Annotated in this window: 13 protein-coding genes; 4 read left to right on the top strand and 9 right to left on the bottom strand. The window is 69.2% G+C overall.

The genetic code is table 11. The features are described from left to right. The first annotated feature begins 4 nt into the window (after positions 1-4). From V6M51_RS08415 to trxA, 4 genes are all read left to right on the top strand, one after another. The gene (locus tag V6M51_RS08415) at positions 5-742 is read left to right on the top strand and encodes a DUF3800 domain-containing protein (protein ID WP_332766267.1); all 738 of its coding nucleotides are present in this window, start codon (positions 5-7) and stop codon (positions 740-742) included. A gap of 233 nt (positions 743-975) precedes the next feature. After that, positions 976-3,978, top strand: a complete 3,003-nt coding sequence (gene addB / locus V6M51_RS08410; protein ID WP_332766266.1) for a double-strand break repair protein AddB — start codon at positions 976-978, stop codon at positions 3,976-3,978. Beyond that, positions 3,975-7,451 carry a double-strand break repair helicase AddA gene (addA, locus tag V6M51_RS08405; protein WP_332766264.1) on the top strand — a complete coding sequence of 1,159 codons (3,477 nt, stop codon included), beginning with the start codon at positions 3,975-3,977 and terminating at the stop codon, positions 7,449-7,451. The genes addB and addA overlap by 4 nt, the downstream gene beginning before the upstream one ends. Positions 7,452-7,533: 82 nt before the next feature. Then, positions 7,534-7,857, top strand: coding sequence for a thioredoxin (gene trxA, locus V6M51_RS08400; protein ID WP_332766262.1), 324 nt, complete (start codon positions 7,534-7,536; stop codon positions 7,855-7,857). 133 nt (positions 7,858-7,990) lie between these two features. Here the strand turns inward: trxA and V6M51_RS08395 are convergent, their stop codons facing one another. The 9 genes from V6M51_RS08395 to cmk all read right to left on the bottom strand — a co-directional run bounded on the left by V6M51_RS08395 (position 7,991) and on the right by cmk (position 16,662). Continuing rightward, on the bottom strand, positions 7,991-9,310 hold the full coding sequence (locus V6M51_RS08395; protein ID WP_332766260.1) for a bifunctional folylpolyglutamate synthase/dihydrofolate synthase: 1,320 nt from the start codon (positions 9,308-9,310) through the stop codon (positions 7,991-7,993). A gap of 15 nt (positions 9,311-9,325) precedes the next feature. Next, positions 9,326-10,258: an acetyl-CoA carboxylase carboxyltransferase subunit beta gene (locus V6M51_RS08390; protein WP_332766258.1), complete on the bottom strand. Its 933-nt coding sequence runs from the start codon at positions 10,256-10,258 to the stop codon at positions 9,326-9,328. Between the two features lie 6 nt (positions 10,259-10,264). Continuing rightward, positions 10,265-11,098: a tryptophan synthase subunit alpha gene (trpA, locus tag V6M51_RS08385; RefSeq protein ID WP_332766256.1), complete on the bottom strand. Its 834-nt coding sequence runs from the start codon at positions 11,096-11,098 to the stop codon at positions 10,265-10,267. Next, complete coding sequence (trpB, locus tag V6M51_RS08380) at positions 11,095-12,315, bottom strand: tryptophan synthase subunit beta (protein WP_332766254.1); 1,221 nt, start codon at positions 12,313-12,315, stop codon at positions 11,095-11,097. The genes trpA and trpB overlap by 4 nt, the downstream gene beginning before the upstream one ends. Positions 12,316-12,322: 7 nt before the next feature. Next, complete coding sequence (locus tag V6M51_RS08375) at positions 12,323-12,967, bottom strand: phosphoribosylanthranilate isomerase (RefSeq protein ID WP_332766252.1); 645 nt, start codon at positions 12,965-12,967, stop codon at positions 12,323-12,325. Positions 12,968-13,025: 58 nt separating this feature from the next. Next, positions 13,026-13,436, bottom strand: a complete 411-nt coding sequence (mscL, locus tag V6M51_RS08370) for a large-conductance mechanosensitive channel protein MscL (RefSeq protein WP_332766250.1) — start codon at positions 13,434-13,436, stop codon at positions 13,026-13,028. Between the two features lie 84 nt (positions 13,437-13,520). Further along, complete coding sequence (locus V6M51_RS08365) at positions 13,521-13,805, bottom strand: integration host factor subunit beta (protein ID WP_305674211.1); 285 nt, start codon at positions 13,803-13,805, stop codon at positions 13,521-13,523. Between the two features lie 331 nt (positions 13,806-14,136). After that, positions 14,137-15,897 (bottom strand): 30S ribosomal protein S1, encoded by a 1,761-nt coding sequence (gene rpsA, locus V6M51_RS08360; RefSeq protein WP_332766247.1) that lies wholly within the window; start codon positions 15,895-15,897, stop codon positions 14,137-14,139. A 114-nt stretch (positions 15,898-16,011) separates the two neighbouring features. Further along, positions 16,012-16,662: a (d)CMP kinase gene (gene cmk, locus V6M51_RS08355; RefSeq protein ID WP_332766245.1), complete on the bottom strand. Its 651-nt coding sequence runs from the start codon at positions 16,660-16,662 to the stop codon at positions 16,012-16,014. Positions 16,663-16,675: the final 13 nt, after the last annotated feature.

The raw sequence follows: 16,675 nt of genomic DNA, 5'->3' as shown, positions 1-16,675 counted from the left end.
CTAGGTGGCGCAGTTTTCCGACTATATTGTCTTCGTCGACGAGAGCGGATCGGCAGTGCTGGACGGGATCGATCCGGACTTCCCGATTTTTGTGTTGGCGTGCGTTCTGGTTCGCAAAGATCGATACGCGACCGAAGTTGTACCAAGCCTACAGAAACTTAAGTTCGACTTCGTTGGGCATGATCAGCTTGTTCTGCACGAGAGAGATATCCGTCGACAGCAAAAAGACTTCGCGTTCTTGCAGGTCGATTCCGCTGGCAGGACTGCGTTTCTCGAGCGGGTGAATCAGGTTGTGCATGATGCGCCGATCGACGTCATCGCCGCGGTGATCAACAAGCCACGGCTAATGGCGAAGTACGCAGATCCCTGGAGTCCTTACGAGATCGCCCTGCATTTTTGCATGGAGAAGCTGTTGGCGAGGCTCACGCAGGTCGGAGAGACGGGACGTTTGATCCACGTCATGTTCGAAGCGCGTGGCCGGAAGGAAGACGCTGAACTCGAACTCCACTTCCGCCGAGTAGCGAGCAATCGAGCCAACTGGGGATACAAGGCCCCAGACTTCACGGCGCTTCAGTGGGAGCCCGTCTTCGTCGACAAGAAGAGTAATTCTTCGGGCCTGCAACTCGCCGACCTAATGGCGCGTCCGATTGGACTCAAGGCTCTAAGGCCGATGCAAGAGAACCGCGCCTTTGAGGTCATGAGGCCGAAACTTGCGCTCGGTGGGATGAAGACCTTCCCCTAAAGCAGAAAGGCCCCTGAGAAACCCAGGAGCCCTACGCCGACCGAGAAACCCCAGTCCATTTGGTTTCTGTATAGACCGAAATCAACGATTGTCAAGAAAATCAATTGCTTACCAAGTACTTGATTCGACTCGGTTTCTCGCTCCGGCTATCCCGGCGCTGATCAGAAGCTCAAATTCGCGACAATGGTAACGCGCAAGACGGGACCGAAACCGGCAAGTATGCTCGCCGTCGCATGGCCTTTCTCTCCCGCCCCGCCCCGCGCTGGTTCACGATCCCGGCCTACCGCCCCTTTGTCCATGACCTGGCCCAGGGCCTGTTCGACACCCTGAGCCCCTTGGGGCCTGAGGCCCTGTCCCAGGCGGTGGTCCTGACCCCGACCCGGCGCGGGGCCCGGGCGCTGGCCGACGCCTTCATCACCGCCGGCGGAGGGCGCGCGGTGCTGCCGCCGCAAATCCGGCCCCTGGGGGACCTGGACGAGGGCGAGCCGCCCTTCGAACCCGGCGACCTGGCCCTGGATCTGCCAGCCGCCATCGGCGGCCTGCAGCGGCGCTTCGAGCTGACCCGGCTGGTCAAGCAGCACGAGGCCAAGCTCAACCGCGACCTGGACGCCGCCGCCGCCCTGCAGCTGGCCGACGCCCTGGGCGGCTTCCTCGACAGCCTGCAGATCGAGGAGGTCGAGGGCGACGGTCTGGCCGACCTGGTGCTGGGCGAGTTGGCCGAGCACTGGAAGGTCAGCCATGACTTCCTGCAGACCGCGCTCACCGAGTGGCCGCAACGCCTGGCCGCCATGGGGCTGGTGGACGTCACCCGCCGCCGGGTGGCCCTTTTGCGCAAGCTGGCCGAGACCTGGACCTTCCACCCGCCCCAGGGTGTGCTGATCGCCGCCGGCTCCACCGGCACCGCCCCGGCCACCGCCGACCTGTTGCGGGTCATCGCCGAGCTGCCCCAGGGCGCGGTGGTGCTGCCGGGCCTGGACCTCAGCCTGGCGAAGGAGGCCTGGGTCGAGGTCGGTGAGCAGCATCCCCAGGGCGCCATGAAGCGCCTGCTGGACCGCGCCGGGGTCACGCGGGAGGAGGTCGCCGACTGGCCCGCCTCGGCCACGTTCCAGTCGCGAGGCCGCTGGCGGCTGCGGGTGGTTAACGAGGCCCTGCGGCCCCCGGAGCGCACCGCCGACTGGCTGAACGTGATCGAGACCCTGCGCAACGAAGGCGACGCCGAGGGGATCGATCCCGTCGTGGAGGGTCTGACCGGCTTCTCCGTGGTCACTGCCCGGGCCGAGGACGAGGCCGCCACGATCGCCGCCCTGCTGCTGCGCGAGGTCCTGGAGACCCCCGGCAAGACCGCGGCCCTGGTGGCTCCGGACCAGACCCTGGCGCGACGGGTCGCCGCCAAGCTGGCCCGCTGGGGCGTGGCCGCCGATTCCTCGGCCGGCTGGGCGCTGTCGGGCTGTTCCTGCGGCGTGCTGGCGGGGCTGGTGGCCAAGGCCCTGGTCGACCCGCTCGACCCCATCGTGCTGCTGGCCATCCTCAAGCATCCCCTGGTGCGCCTGGGCCTCGATGTCGAGAGCCTGGAGCGCCAACGCACGGCCCTGGAGCTCGCCGCCCTGCGCGGTCCCCGCAAGACCACCTGGGACGCCCTGGAAGCCCAGCTCGGCCGCCGACGGGAGGACCCGAAATTCCAGGAGGTCGACCAGGCCCTGGTTCTGTCGCGGCGCCTGCGCGAGCTATTCCCCGAGCCCGCCGACGAGGCCCGGCCGCCGTCGGAGATGGCGCGCCGCCTGGCCCACGCCATGGAGATCCTGGCCCACGGCGAGACCGGGAACGAGCTCTGGGCCGGTCACGGCGGCGAGGCCCTGGCCCGCCTGCTCTCGGGCCTGATGAACGAGTCTGAGGGCCTGCCGCCCACCAGCCCCCGCGGCTTCGCCGACCTGCTGACCCGACTGATGGCCGGGGAGAGTGTGCGCACCGGCGGCGCCACCCATCCGCGCCTGCGCATTCTGGGCGCCATCGAGGCCCGCCTGACCCGAGCCGACCGGCTGATCGTCGCCGGGCTGGAGGAAGGTGTCTGGCCGCAGGGCGCGCCGCTCGATCCCTTCCTGTCGCGCCCCATGCGCAAGCAGCTGGGCCTGCCGCCGCCGGAACGCCGGGTGGGCCTGGCCGCCCACGACTTCGCCCAGGCCGCCTGCGCCCCCGAGGTGATCCTGCTGCATTCCGAGCGCCGCGAAGGCGCGCCTGCGGTGAAGTCGCGCTGGCTATGGCGGTTGGAGACCCTGGCGCGCGGCGCCGGTATCGACCTGCCCGGGCGCCCCGAGGTCCTGGCATGGGCCCGGGCGCTGGACGCCGCCGACGCGTACAAGCCCGCCAGCCGCCCTGCGCCGAATCCGCCCCTGGCCGATCGCCCTCGCCGCATGGCGGTGACCCGCATCGAGGCCCTGACCCGCGACCCCTATGCGGTCTGGGCCCGCGATATCCTGAAGCTCTTCCTGCTGGACCGTCCGGACGAGGCGGTGGAGGCGCGCGCCCGGGGCACGGCGATCCACGCGGCCTTCGAGACCTTCGCCACCGACCATCCCGCCGCCCTGCCGGAGGGCGCCGCTGAGATCTTCGAGGCGCTGTACCTGGCAGAGCTGGAGGCCGCCGGCATGCCGCATGAGGCCCTGGCGCGGGAAGCCGCCCTGGCCCGCGAGGCCGCCGCCTGGGTCGCCGAGCTGGAGCAGCGCCGCCGCGCCGACGGCCGCGCCATCCACGTGGAGAAGAGCGGCGAACTGACCCTGCCCCTGCCCGGCGGGCCGTTCACCGTCACCGCCAAGGCCGACCGCATCGAGATCGACCCGCAGGGCTTTGGCCACATCCTCGACTACAAGACCGGCAAGGCGCCCTCGAAGAAGGTGGTGGAGGCCGGCTTCTCGCCGCAGCTCACCCTGACCGCGGCCATCCTGCAGGCCGGCGGCTTCAAGGGCCTGGGCCATCCCGAGCCCGGGGAGCTGACCTATCTGGAGATCACCGGCCGCAAGCCCGCCGGCCGCGAGGAGGTCCGCGCCCTGCCCGGCGACGAGAGCGCGCTCGCCGCCGCCAACGCCTATGAGGGCCTGGCCCGGCTGATCGGCCAGTTCGACGAGGGCCGCCGCTACGTCTCGCGTATCGCCCCGCAGTTCGTGAAGCTGCACATGAGCGACTACGACCACCTGGCGCGCGTGTTCGAGTGGTCGACCAGCGGCGAGGAGGAAGGCGAATGAGCCTGACCCTCGTCCCCGATCCGCAACGCCTGGCCGCCGATCCAGGCCTCTCGGCCTTCGTCACCGCCAACGCCGGATCGGGCAAGACCAAGACCCTGATCGACCGGGTGGCGCGCCTGCTGCTGGCCGGAGCCGAGCCCGAGACCATCCTCTGCGTCACCTACACCAAGGCCGCCGCCGCCGAGATGCAGCGCAGGCTCTACGAACTGCTGGGCGGCTGGTCGGTCTGCGACGACGCCGCCCTGCGCAAGGCCCTGGCCGCGCTGGAGGGCCGCGAACCCCAGGACTACGACCACCGCGGCCTCTCCTCGGCCCGCGCCCTGTTCGCCCGCGCCCTGGAGACTCCCGGCGGGTTGAAGATCCAGACCATCCACGCCTTTTGCGAAAAGCTGCTGCGCCGCTTCCCCCTGGAGGCAGGGGTGTCGCCGGGCTTCCGGGTGATGGACGACGCGGCCTCGGCCGCCATCGCCGCGGCGGCCCGAAAGGCCGTCGCCCGCCACGCCCTGCGCGGCGAGGGTCTGGTCGCCGAGGCCTATGCCCGGTTCTCGGTGGCCCTGGATTTCGGCGCCTTCCAGGCGATGTTCGCCGCCTTCGAGAGCGCCAGGGGCCGGCTAGGCGCCTACTTGGATCGCGCCGGCGGGCTCGAAGGGGCGGTGGCCGACGTCTGGCGCGTCTGCGGCTTCGTCGATGGCGAGGTCGATCCCGCCGATCTGGAGGCCGAGGCCCGGGACGGCTTCGACGAGCGCGCCTGGCTGGCCTGCGCCGAGGTGCTGTCCCAGGGCGGCAAGGCCGACCAGACCAACGCCGGCAAGCTGCGCGCCGTCGCCGCCAAGCCGGACGCCGGCTTCGAGGACTGCTGGGCGGCGCTGTTCACCAAGGGCGAGGGCACACCGGCCGCCTGGGTCGCCAAGACCAGCGGCCTGAAGGCGCGCGAGGATCTGCGCAGCTTCCTGCTGCTGGAACAGGATCGGCTGGCCGAGCTGCGCGAGCGCCTGCGCGCCGCCCAGGTGGCCCTGGACACCAAGGCGGCGCTCATCCTGGCCCACGCCTATCTGGAGGCCTACCGCCTGGAGAAGACCTTCTCCGGCGCGCTCGATTTCTCGGACCTGATCGAGAAGACCCGCGACCTGGTGGCGTCGCGGCCGATGGCGGCCTGGGTGCTCTACAAGCTGGACGGCGGCATCGACCACATCCTGGTCGACGAGGCCCAGGACACCGCGCCGGAACAGTGGCAGATCGTCCGCGCGCTCACCGAGGAATTCTTCTCCGGCGCCGGCGCGCCCACCCTGCGCGAACGGCTCGAGCGCAACATGTTCGTGGTCGGCGACGAGAAGCAGTCGATCTACTCCTTCCAGGGCGCGCGGCCCGAATTGCTGATCCAGGAGTTCGAGTTCCACCGCGACCGCGCGCGGGGCGCGGGCTTCCGCTTCGAGCGGGTGGACCTGCTGACCTCTTGGCGCTCGACGCCTCAGGTGCTGTCCTTCGTCGACGCGGCCTTCGCCCCGGCCGAGTTGTCGCGGGCCATCCTGCCCCGCGTCGAGGCCGAGCTGATCCGCCACGAACCTGTCAGGGTGACCCATGCCGGCTGCGTCGATCTCTGGCCCCTGGAGCGCGAGGCGCCGGCCGAGGATCGCCAGGCCTGGGACGCGCCCCTGGACGAGGAAGGCGAGGGCAGCGCCAACAAGCGGCTGGCCGGCAAGATCGCCGCCGAGATCGCCGCCCTTCTGGCCCGAGGCGACCGGGTCTGGGACAAGGACGACAAGCTATGGCGGCCCGCCAGGCCGGGCGACGTGCTGATCCTGGTGCGGCGGCGCAAGGCCCTGTTCGAGGAGATTCTGCGCGCGCTCAAGCACCGCAAGATTCCGGTGGCCGGGGCCGATCGGCTGGCGCTCTCCGAGCACATCATTTTCGACGACCTGCTGGCCGTGGCCCGTTTCGTCCAGTTCCCGGCCGACGAGCTGACCCTGGCCGCCCTGCTGAAGAGCCCGTTCTGCGGCCTGGACGACGACAGCCTCTATGCGCTCGCCAAGGGCCGCACCGCCGGGCTGTGGGAGACCCTCGGAGCGCGGGCCGCCGAACGGCCGGAATGGGCCGAGGCCCGCGCCCTGCTGGACGATCTCCGTACACAGGGCTCCAAGCAGCGGCCCTTCGAGTTCTACGCCCGCCTGCTGGGGTCGCGCGGCGCTGACGGCCGCTCGATGCGCCAGCGGCTGCTGCGGCGCCTGGGCAGCGAGGCCGAGGATGCGCTGGACGAGTTCCTGGCCCAGGTCCTGGCCGCCGAGAGCCGCGGAGTCGACGACCTGGAGAGCCTGGCCGCTGCTTTCGCCAGCCTCGACATCGTGGTCAAGCGTGAGATGGAGGCCGGCCGCGACGAGGTCCGGGTGATGACCGCCCATGGCGCCAAGGGCCTTGAGGCGCCCATCGTCTTCCTGCCCGAGACCACGCTCGCGCGGGGGGCGCGGGGCTCGCCCCTGATGCCCACAGAAGCCGGCGGCTTCCTGTGGAGCGCCGCCAAGGCGTCCGACTGCGAGGCCTCCGCCAAGGCGCGCGAATGGCGAGCCGGCAAGGAGGAGGACGAGGCCTACCGCCTGCTCTATGTGGCCCTGACCCGGGCCCGCGACCGCCTGGTGCTCTGCGGCCGGGTGGCGGCCAACGCCAAGGAGGAGAACCTCAAGGGCTGGTGGGGGGCGCTCACCGCGGCCTTCGAGCATGCCGAGGTCTCGCCGCATAAGCGCCATGTCCGCTCGGGCGGCATGGAGATCCTGCGCTTCGGCGACGACCCCACGCCCATGGGCGCAGCGACGGCCGATATCGCCCCGGTCCACCCCATTCCCGCCTGGACCGCCGAACCGGCCAGGACCGAGGCCTATGCTCGCTACGCCTCGCCCTCGCAGCTGGGCGAGGACGTGACGGCCCCAGCCGCCTCGCCCTTGGCGGCCCAGGGCGGGCTGGGCCGTTTCCGGCGCGGCGACCTGATCCACCGCCTGCTGCAGATCCTGCCCGACCTCCCCGTCGCCGGCCGGCCGGACGCCGCCCGCCGCGTCCTGGCCCGCGAACACGACCTCACCGACGACCAGCGGGCCGAGATGATCGCCGCGGCGCTGGCCGTGCTCAGCGACGCGCGCTTCGCCGAGGTGTTCGGCCCCGGGAGCCGCGCCGAGGTCTCGGTGGCCGGCGCGGCCAAGGCCCTGCCCGACGGCCTGACCATCTCCGGCCGCGTCGATCGGCTGGTGGTGCTGCCCGAACGGGTCCTGGTGGTCGATTTCAAGACCAACCGCCCCTCCCCTGACCGCATCGAAGACGCCGACCCCGCCTATCTCACCCAGATGGCGGTCTATGCCGCGGTGCTGGCCGAGGTCTTTCCGGGCAAACGGATAGAGGCCGCCCTGGTCTGGACAGATGGTCCGAAACTGATGGCGGTTCCAGAAAACGTGTTGGCCTTGTCCCTTGCCGAGCTACGCCGTGCAGGTTGATACCGGATGTGACGCCGCCTACATGGCTGGATCGAGAGTCGCGGCCACGCGTTCCTTCAGGCCGCGCTATGAGGAGCTTTTCATGAGCACCGTGACGGTCACCGACGAGTCCTTCGACAAGGACGTCCTGCAAGCTTCCGGCCCCGTGCTGGTCGATTTCTGGGCGGAGTGGTGCGGTCCCTGCAAGCAGATCGCCCCAGCCCTGGAGCAGATCGCGACCGAGCTGGGCGGACAGGTCACCGTGGCCAAGCTGAACATCGAGGATTCGCCCACCACGCCCTCGCGCTACGGCGTGCGCGGCATCCCCACCATGATGCTGTTCAGGGACGGCCAGATGGCCTCCATGAAGGTCGGCGCCATGCCCAAGCAGAAGATTCTGGACTGGCTGAGCGAGGCGGGGGTCTAGGGACCCTTCTTTTCCCTCCCCTTTATGGGGAGGGAGGATGACGCGAAGCGGCAGCCGGGTGGGGTGACCCTGCAAATTCCCCACCCTCGATCGCTTCGCGATCTGCCCTCCCCATAAAGGGGAGGGAAAAGCGCTAAGACGGCCACGTCTCCGGGCTCATCGCCAGCACCTCGCCGGCGAAGTGCAGCCCGCCACAGATCAGGACATGCGGCGCGGGGCCGGAGCCTTCCAGCGCCCGCCGCAGCCCCGCCTCCACATCCGAGACCACCTCAGCCTCCAGCCCCGCGGCCCGCGCCGCGTCGGCGAGTTCGCCCGCGTCCGCGGCGTTGGGCGAGTCGAAGGTCGTGGTGAAGACCTTGGGTTTCAGCCCTGCGAACGGCTGGAAGAAGCCCAGCGCGTCCTTGCGGGCGAACATGGCGGCCACCAGCACCAGGGGACGTGGATCGCGGGCGACCAGCCGCCCGGCCGCCTCGGCCAGGGCCCGGCCCGCATGGGGATTGTGCCCTCCGTCCAGCCAGAGATCGGTCCCGCGGGCCCGCGCCAGCCGCGCCATCGGCCCGTCGGTCAGCCGCTGGAACCGCGCCGGCCAGACCGCCGAGGACACCCCCTTGGCCAGCGCCGCCTCGTCGATGCGCGGATCGCCCAGGGCCAGGGCCGCGGCCACCGCCAGGCCGGCGTTGGCGAACTGGTAGCCGCCGAACAGGCTGGGGGCGGGCAGGTCGTAGAGCCTGTCTTCCATCTGCACCTGCAGCCGGCCGCGCTCCTCCCAGGCGTCGAAGTCGCGGCCCATCAGGGTGACCGGCGCCCCAAGTTCCTCGGCCTCCGCCAGGATCACCGCCTCGCCCTCCTCGATCTGGCGGGCGACCACCGCCGGGCGGCCGGCCTTGATGATCCCGGCCTTCTCCCAGGCGATCTTGGCCAGTTCCGGCCCCAGCATCTCCAGGTGGTCGTAGTCCACCGGGGTGATCACGCTGACCGCCGGAGCGTCGAAGATGTTGGTGGCGTCGAACCGGCCGCCCAGGCCCACCTCGACAATGCAGAGGTCGGCCGGGGTCTCGGCGAAGGCCTGCAGGGCCAGGACCGTGGTGATCTCGAAGAAGCTGATCGGCTGGCCGGCGTTGGCGGCCTCGACCCGGTCGATCAGGTCTGAGAGCTGTGCGTCGGTGATCAGGGTCCCGGCCAGGCGGATGCGCTCGGCGAAGCGGACCAGGTGCGGCGAGGTGATGGCGTGGACCCGCAGGCCCGCCGCCTCGGCGATGGCCCGCAGATAGGCCACGGTGGAGCCCTTGCCGTTGGTGCCGGCCACGTGGACTACGGGCGGCAGGCGTTTCTCGGGATTTCCCAGGGCGGCCAGCAGCCGCTGCACCCGCCCGGTGGTCAGGTCGATCAGCGACGGATGATGCGCGCGCAGCCGCAGGATCACCTCGTCCGAGGCGCGGATCGGATCATACATCGGCGGAGATCCGATCTAGGCGGCTTTGGAAACGTTGCGTCCCATCATGAGGGTCTTGAGCAGGGAGCCCAGGACCTGGGGCAGTTCGGCGCGGGTGACCACCCGGTCGACCATGCCGCGCTCCACCAGGAACTCGGCGCGCTGGAAGCCCACCGGCAGGGTCTCGCGGATGGTCTGCTCGATCACCCTGCGGCCGGCGAAGGCGATCATGGCGTTGGGCTCGGCCAGGTGGATGTCGCCCAGCATGGCGTAGGAAGCGGTGACCCCGCCCGTGGTCGGGTCGGTGAGCACCACGATATAGGGCAGGCCCGCGGCCTTGACCTCGTTGAGCGCCAGGGTGGTGCGCGCCATCTGCATGAGGGCCAGAGTGCCCTCCTGCATTCGCGCCCCGCCGGCGGCGGTGAAGATCACATAGGGGACTTCGCGGCGCACAGCTTCCTGGGCGGCCTTGATGAAGGCCTCGCCCACGCCGATGCCCAGCGAACCGCCCATGAAGGCGAAGTCCTGGACGGAGACCACCGCGCCCTGGCCCTTGATGGTCCCATAGGCGCTGACCATGGCGTCCTGCGACCCGATGGTCTTCCGGGCGGCCTTGAGCCGTTCCATGTAGGGGCGCACGTCGGGGAACTTCAGCGGGTCGTCGACTACCCCGGTGGGCGCGGCCAGCTTTTCATAGACCCCGTCGTCGAAGGTGTAGCGCAGGCGCTGTTCGGCGCCGATCCGCATATGGCTGCCGGAGGGGGTCACCCACAGGGCGGCCTCCAGGTCGGAGCGATAGATCATCTCCCCGGTGTCGGGGCACTTCACCCAGAGGTTCTCGGGGGTCTCGCGCTTGGCCACCAGATTGCGCACGCCGGGCGCGATCTTGGCCAGCCATCCGCCTCGCTCGCGGGGCCCTGAGGGGCCGCCCTTGCCGGCCTTGTCGTTTCGCTGTTCAGCCATCGCCATGAGGTTCTACACCGTGAGGCTTTCGACTCGCGCGGAGCGCACAGCCTTAGCCAAGGATTCGACTTTGGAAAGAACCCGTCCGGTCACAGATTCGTTCATTGCCAAGGCGAAAGCGACCTCATCAACGAGCGCGGACCCCACAACCACGGCGTCGGCGACCTTGGCGATCGCCCCGGCGCGCTCCGGCGTCTTGATGCCGAATCCCACCGCCACCGGCAGGCCGGAGGCGGCCCGAACCCGGGCAACATGGGGCGCGACGATGTCGGCGTCGGCTTCCTTCACCCCCGTCACCCCGGCGACGGAGACGTAATAGACGAAGCCCGAGGTGCGGCGCACGACGATGGGCAGGCGCGCGTCGTCGGTGGTGGGCGTGGCCAGGCGGATCAGCGACAGATTCTCGGCGTCCAGGGCGTCGGCCAGGGGATCTGCCTCCTCCGGAGGAATGTCGACCACGATCAGGCCGTCGACCCCGGCGGCGGCCATGTCGCGGGCGAAGGCTTCGAAGCCCCAGCCGATCAGCGGATTGGCGTAGCCCATCAGGATCACCGGCGTCTTGTCGTCGCCCTTGCGGAACTCGGCCACGGCGGCCAAGACGCCCCTCAAGGTCATGCCGTTCGCCAGGGCCCGCTGGGCGGCGCGCTGGATCGGCGGGCCCTCGGCCATGGGATCGGAGAACGGGAAGCCCACCTCGATCAGGTCGGCGCCGGCGGCCGGCAGGGCCTTCAGGATCGCCGCGGCGGTGGCCGCGTCGGGATCGCCCGCCATCACATAGGGCACAAAGGCCGCCCGGTTCTCCGCCTTGAGCTGGGCGAAGCGGGCCTCGATACGGGCTTTGGTCAAATCTGGCGTCCCAGATGGGCGGCGACGGTCTCGACGTCCTTGTCGCCGCGGCCGGAAAGGTTGAGCACGACGATCCCGTCCTTGCCGACCTCGGCGCAGATCTCGGGCAAGCGGGCCAGGGCGTGGGCCGACTCGATGGCCGGCAGGATGCCCTCCAGCTCGGCCAGGAGCTGGAACGCGGCCAGCGCCTCGGCGTCGGTGCAGGTCAGGTACTTGGCCCGGCCCACGTCGTGGAGCCAGGAATGTTCCGGCCCGATGCCGGGATAGTCGAGGCCGGCCGAGATCGAGTGGGCCTCGTTGATCTGGCCGTCCTTGTCCTGCAGCAGATAGGTCTTGTTGCCGTGCAGGACGCCCGGACGGCCGCCATTGATCGCCGCGGCGTGGCGGTCGGTGTCCAGGCCGTCGCCCGAGGCCTCGACTCCGAAGATCTTCACCGACTCGTCGTTGAGGAACGGGTGGAACAGGCCGATGGCGTTGGAGCCGCCGCCGACGCAGGCGACCAGGGCGTCGGGCAGGCGGCCCTCCATCTCCAGGATCTGCTGCTTCGTCTCGATCCCGATCACCGCCTGGAAGTCGCGGACCATCACCGGATAGGGGTGCGGGCCGGCGGCCGAGCCGATCAGGTAATAGGTGTCGTGGACATTGGTGACCCAGTCGCGCAGGGCCTCGTTCATGGCGTCCTTGAGGGTCGCCGAGCCGCTGGTCACCGGTTCGACCTTGGCCCCCAGCAGGTTCATGCGGAAGACGTTGGCCTTCTGCCGCTCCACGTCGACGGCGCCCATATAGACCACGCAGGGCAGGCCGAAGCGGGCGCAGACGGTCGCCGTCGCCACGCCGTGCTGGCCCGCGCCGGTCTCGGCGATGATCCGGGTCTTGCCCATCTTCATGGCCAGCAGGATCTGGCCCATGCAGTTGTTGATCTTGTGCGCGCCGGTGTGGTTCAGCTCCTCGCGCTTCAGATAGATCTTCGCCCCGCCGTAGTGCTTCGTCAGGCGCTCGGCGAAATAGAGCGGGCTGGGGCGTCCCACATAGTGCTTGAGGAAGCTCTTGAGCTCGCCCTGGAAGGCCGGATCGACCTTGGCCGCCGAATAGGCCGCGTCCAGGTCGTGCACCAGCGGCATCAGGGTCTCGGGCACATAGCGCCCGCCATAGTCCCCGAACCGGCCGGCGGCGTCCGGATAGGCGGTGTAGTCGTTGGGGGTCAAAGGCGCGTTCAAAAGAACCTCAGGCGCGGCGGACGGCGTCAAGGAAGGCCGTGATCAAGGCCGGGTCCTTTAGTCCGGGACCACGCTCCACGCCAGAGGAAACGTCCACAAGCGGCGCGCCCGACAGTCGCACGGCCTCGCCGACGTTCCAGGGATCCAGGCCGCCGGCCAGGAACCAGGGCCGCTCGAAGCGCCGCCCGGAGAGCAGGGTCCAGTCGAACCGCGCGCCCGCGCCGCCGGGCAGTGGATGGTCGCTGGGCGGCCTGGCGTCGAACATCAGGTGGTCGACGACGGTCTCATAGGCGCGGGCCGTGTCGATGTCGTGGGCGCTGGAGACCGAGATCACCTTGATCACGCCGGCGCCGGCGCGCAGCGCCACCTGGCGGGCGCGGGCGGGCGTCTCCTTGCCGTGCAGCTGGATGAAGTCGGGCTTGAGCGTCTCGGCCAGCCGTTCGATCAGGGCGTCGTCCGGATCGACGGTCACCGCGACGATCTTGACGTTCTTGGCGCGGGCGGGCGGCGTCAGACGCGAGGCCGCCTCGGGGTCGATATTCCGTGGGCTCTTGGCGAAGAACATGAAGCCCAGGTGGGTCGCGCCGCCGTCGACGGCCGCCGTCACCGTCTGGGGGGTGGTCAGGCCACAGATCTTGGCGGTCACGGTCATGAGGGCGGAATAGGGGCTTTGGCGGCCCGGCCGCAAGGGCTTGGCGGAAACGAGACCCTTAGCGCGACTTCAGCAGGTCGCGGATCTCGGTCAGCAGGGCTTCGCTTGGGGTGGGGGCATGCGCCGCTTCGGGCGCGGCGGCCTGCTCCCGGCGCAGGGTGTTCGCGGCCTTGACGATCAGGAAGATCACCCAGGCGACGATCACGAATTGGATGAGGGTGTTGAGGAAGGCGCCGTACTGGATCGCCACCAGCTCGCTGGCGACGGTGGCCGGGTCGTCGGGCTTGAGCACCCACTGCAGCTTGGAAAAGTCGAACCCGCCTAGGGCCAGTCCAATGGGGGGCATGATCACCTGGTCCACCAGGCTGGTGACGATCTTGCCGAAGCTGGCGCCTATGATCACGCCCACCGCCAGGTCGACGACATTGCCCCGCGCGATGAATTCGCGGAATTCGGAGAACGTGCTCATGGTCGGACCCTCTTGAACCTGAGGGTCGGAGGATCGGCCTATCGGCGACCGCGGGTCAACCGTGCGTCGCGGACTCGTCGGCCCTTACTCGTCGGCATTGAGCCGCTCGCGCAGCTCCTTGCCGCTCTTGAAGAAGGGGACGTGCTTGGCGCGCACCTCGACGGCCTCGCCGGTGCGCGGATTGCGGCCGGCCCTGGCGTCGCGCGAGCGCACCGACAGGGCGCCGAAGCCGCGCAGTTCGACCCGGCCGTCCGTTTCCAGCGCCTTGATCATGCGCTCGAGAATCACCCCGACCACGCGCTCGATATCGCGCTGGGTCAGGTGCGGATTCTCTTCGGCGAGCCTGGCGATCAGTTCCGACTTGATCATGCCTATTTCCGAATCCCCGAGCCGCGTGGGAGCCACGGCCCTTCGAAAGTTCAACAAGAGCATCGCCTTAGCGGTCGAACTCAAAAACCACGGTAATGCTCGAAAGCGAGCGGGACCATGGTCGAGTCCTGTTGGATGTTCAAGGCGCAATCCGGGTTTAGCCGATGATCGCCGCTCCTCCGCGACCGGTTTTTCGAAAATCCCCACCGGACGTACGCGGTTGAGCAACTTCTACTCAAAATTGCAGCGCGCGCCTGGAGCCCAAAAAAGAAGGCGGCGGACCGGTTTCCCGATCCGCCGCCCAGCTTCGATCCCGTGAGGGACGCGAGGCCTACTCTTTCGTGGTGCCGGCCTTCTCGCGAAGGGCCGCGCCCAGGATGTCGCCCAGCGAGGCGCCGGAGTCCGAGGACCCGAACTTCTCGATGGCTTCCTTTTCCTCGACCATTTCCAGAGCCTTGATCGACAGCGAGACGCGGCGCGCGGCCTTGTCGATGCTGGAGATCTGAGCGTCGACGCGGTCGCCCACGGCGAAGCGCTCGGGGCGCTGGTCCGCGCGGTCGCGGCTGAGGTCCGACTTGCGGATGAAGGCCGTCATCGGGGCTTCGTCGTCGCCGAACTTCACCTCGATGCCGCCCGTCGTGATCTCGGTGACGGTGACGGTGACGGTCTGCTTGGTGCGGTAGGTGTCGCCCTGCATCGGGTCGCCGGCCAGTTGCTTGATGCCCAGCGAGATGCGTTCCTTCTCGACGTCGACGTCGAGAACGCGCGCCTTGACCACATCGCCCTTGTTGTACTTGGCGATGGCCTCTTCACCCGACACGGTCCAGTCGAGATCGCTCAGGTGCACCATGCCGTCGATGTCGTTCTCGAGGCCGATGAACAGACCGAATTCGGTGGCGTTCTTGACCTCGCCCTCGACCGTCGAGCCGACCGGATGAGCGGCGATGAAGGCGTCCCACGGATTGTCCATGGCCTGCTTGAGGCCCAGGGACACGCGGCGCTTGGACGGATCGACGTCCAGCACGACCACGTCGACTTCTTGGCTGGTCGAGACGATCTTGCCAGGGTGGACGTTCTTCTTGGTCCAGGACATCTCGGACACGTGGACCAGGCCCTCGACCCCGGCTTCCAGCTCCACGAAGGCGCCGTAGTCGGTGATGTTGGTGATCCGGCCGGTGAACTTCGCGCCCACCGGGTACTTGGCTTCCACGCCGTCCCACGGGTCGGACTGCAGCTGCTTCATGCCGAGGCTGATGCGCTGGGTGTCCGGGTTGATCTTGACGATCTGGACCTTCACCGTGTCGCCGACCGCGAGCACCTGGCTCGGGTGGTTGACGCGCTTCCAGCTCATGTCGGTGACGTGCAGCAGGCCGTCGATGCCGCCCAGGTCCACGAACGCGCCGTAGTCGGTGATGTTCTTGACCACGCCTTCGCGGATCTCGCCCTCTTGCAGCTGGGAGACCAGCTCGGTGCGCTGTTCGGCGCGGGCCTCTTCCAGGATGGCGCGGCGCGAAACGACGATGTTGCCGCGCGGACGGTCCATCTTCAGGATGGCGAAGGGCTGTTCCTTGCCCATCAGCGGGCCGACGTCGCGCACGGGGCGGATGTCGACCTGCGAGCCCGGCAGGAAGGCCGAGGCGCCGCCGAGGTCGACGGTGAAGCCACCCTTCACGCGGCCGACGATGGCGCCCATCACCGGCTCGTTCTTCTCATACACGCCTTCGAGGCGCGTCCAGGCCTCCTCGCGGCGGGCCTTGTCGCGGCTGATTACCGCTTCGCCCATGGCGTTCTCGACGCGCTCGAGGAAGACCTCCACGGTCGCACCGATGAACACCGGCGACTTGCCGTCCTCGTCGACGCCGAATTCCTTCACGGACACGCGGCCTTCGGTCTTCAGACCGACGTCGATGATCGCGAAGTCCTTTTCGATCCCCACGACGATCCCCTTGACCACCGTGCCTTCCATGAAGTCACGGCCGCCCATCGACTCGTCGAGCAGGGCGGAGAAGTCGTCGCGGGTGGGGTTGAGGCTCATATCGTCAGCCATTTTGGTCTTTCGTTCTTCAAATGACGCAGGGCCCGCACGCGCCAAGGCGGTCGGACGGAGTCCCCGTGTCGGGTTAAGGGTTGCGACCGATAGCGTGATGACTCACGCCGGTGATTTGCCCGCGGCCGTGCGAGGGAAAGGCGCGGTTGGATTGCCGGACTAGGATTGCTCCCAGCGGGCTCGCGCCGCCTCGACGATACGGCGGGCCGCATCGGTGGCCTGCTCTATAGTCATTTCGCTGGTGTCCAGCAAGACGGCGTCGTCGGCGGGCCGCATGGGCGAGTCGGCGCGACCGCCGTCGCGGGCGTCGCGCTTGCGGATGTCGTCGAGAATCTCTTCGAAGGTCGCGGCTTCGCCCTGGCCCTTGAGCTGCTTCCAGCGCCGCTCGGCGCGAACCTCGGGCGCGGCGGTCACATAGAGCTTGGCCGGAGCCTTGGGGGCGATGACGGTGCCGATGTCGCGCCCGTCGATCACCGCGCCGCCCGGCCTGCGGGCGAAGGCCTGTTGCATCTCGCGCAGGGCCAGGCGCACGGGGGTGTGGATCGCCACCCGGCTGGCCGCCTCGCCGGCCTCGCGGGTGCGGAACGCCGGATCGCCCAGCATCTCGGCCGTCAGGGCCTGGGCCACGGCGGTCACCTCGGCGACGGCGTCGAAATCGATCCCTTGGCGCGCCGCCAGCACGCCCACCGCCCGGTAGAGCAGGCCGGAATCCAGCACCGGCATCCCATAGGCCTCGCCCAGGCGGTGGGCGATGGTGCCCTTGCCCGAGGCCGCCGGCCCGTCGACCGCGATGACGAAGGAGCCTCTCACGCTGTTTTCCTCC

The sequence above is a fragment of the Phenylobacterium sp. genome, assembly GCF_036677185.1.
Lineage (GTDB): Bacteria > Pseudomonadota > Alphaproteobacteria > Caulobacterales > Caulobacteraceae > Phenylobacterium.
This window is presented reverse-complemented; position numbering and strand designations above follow the sequence as displayed.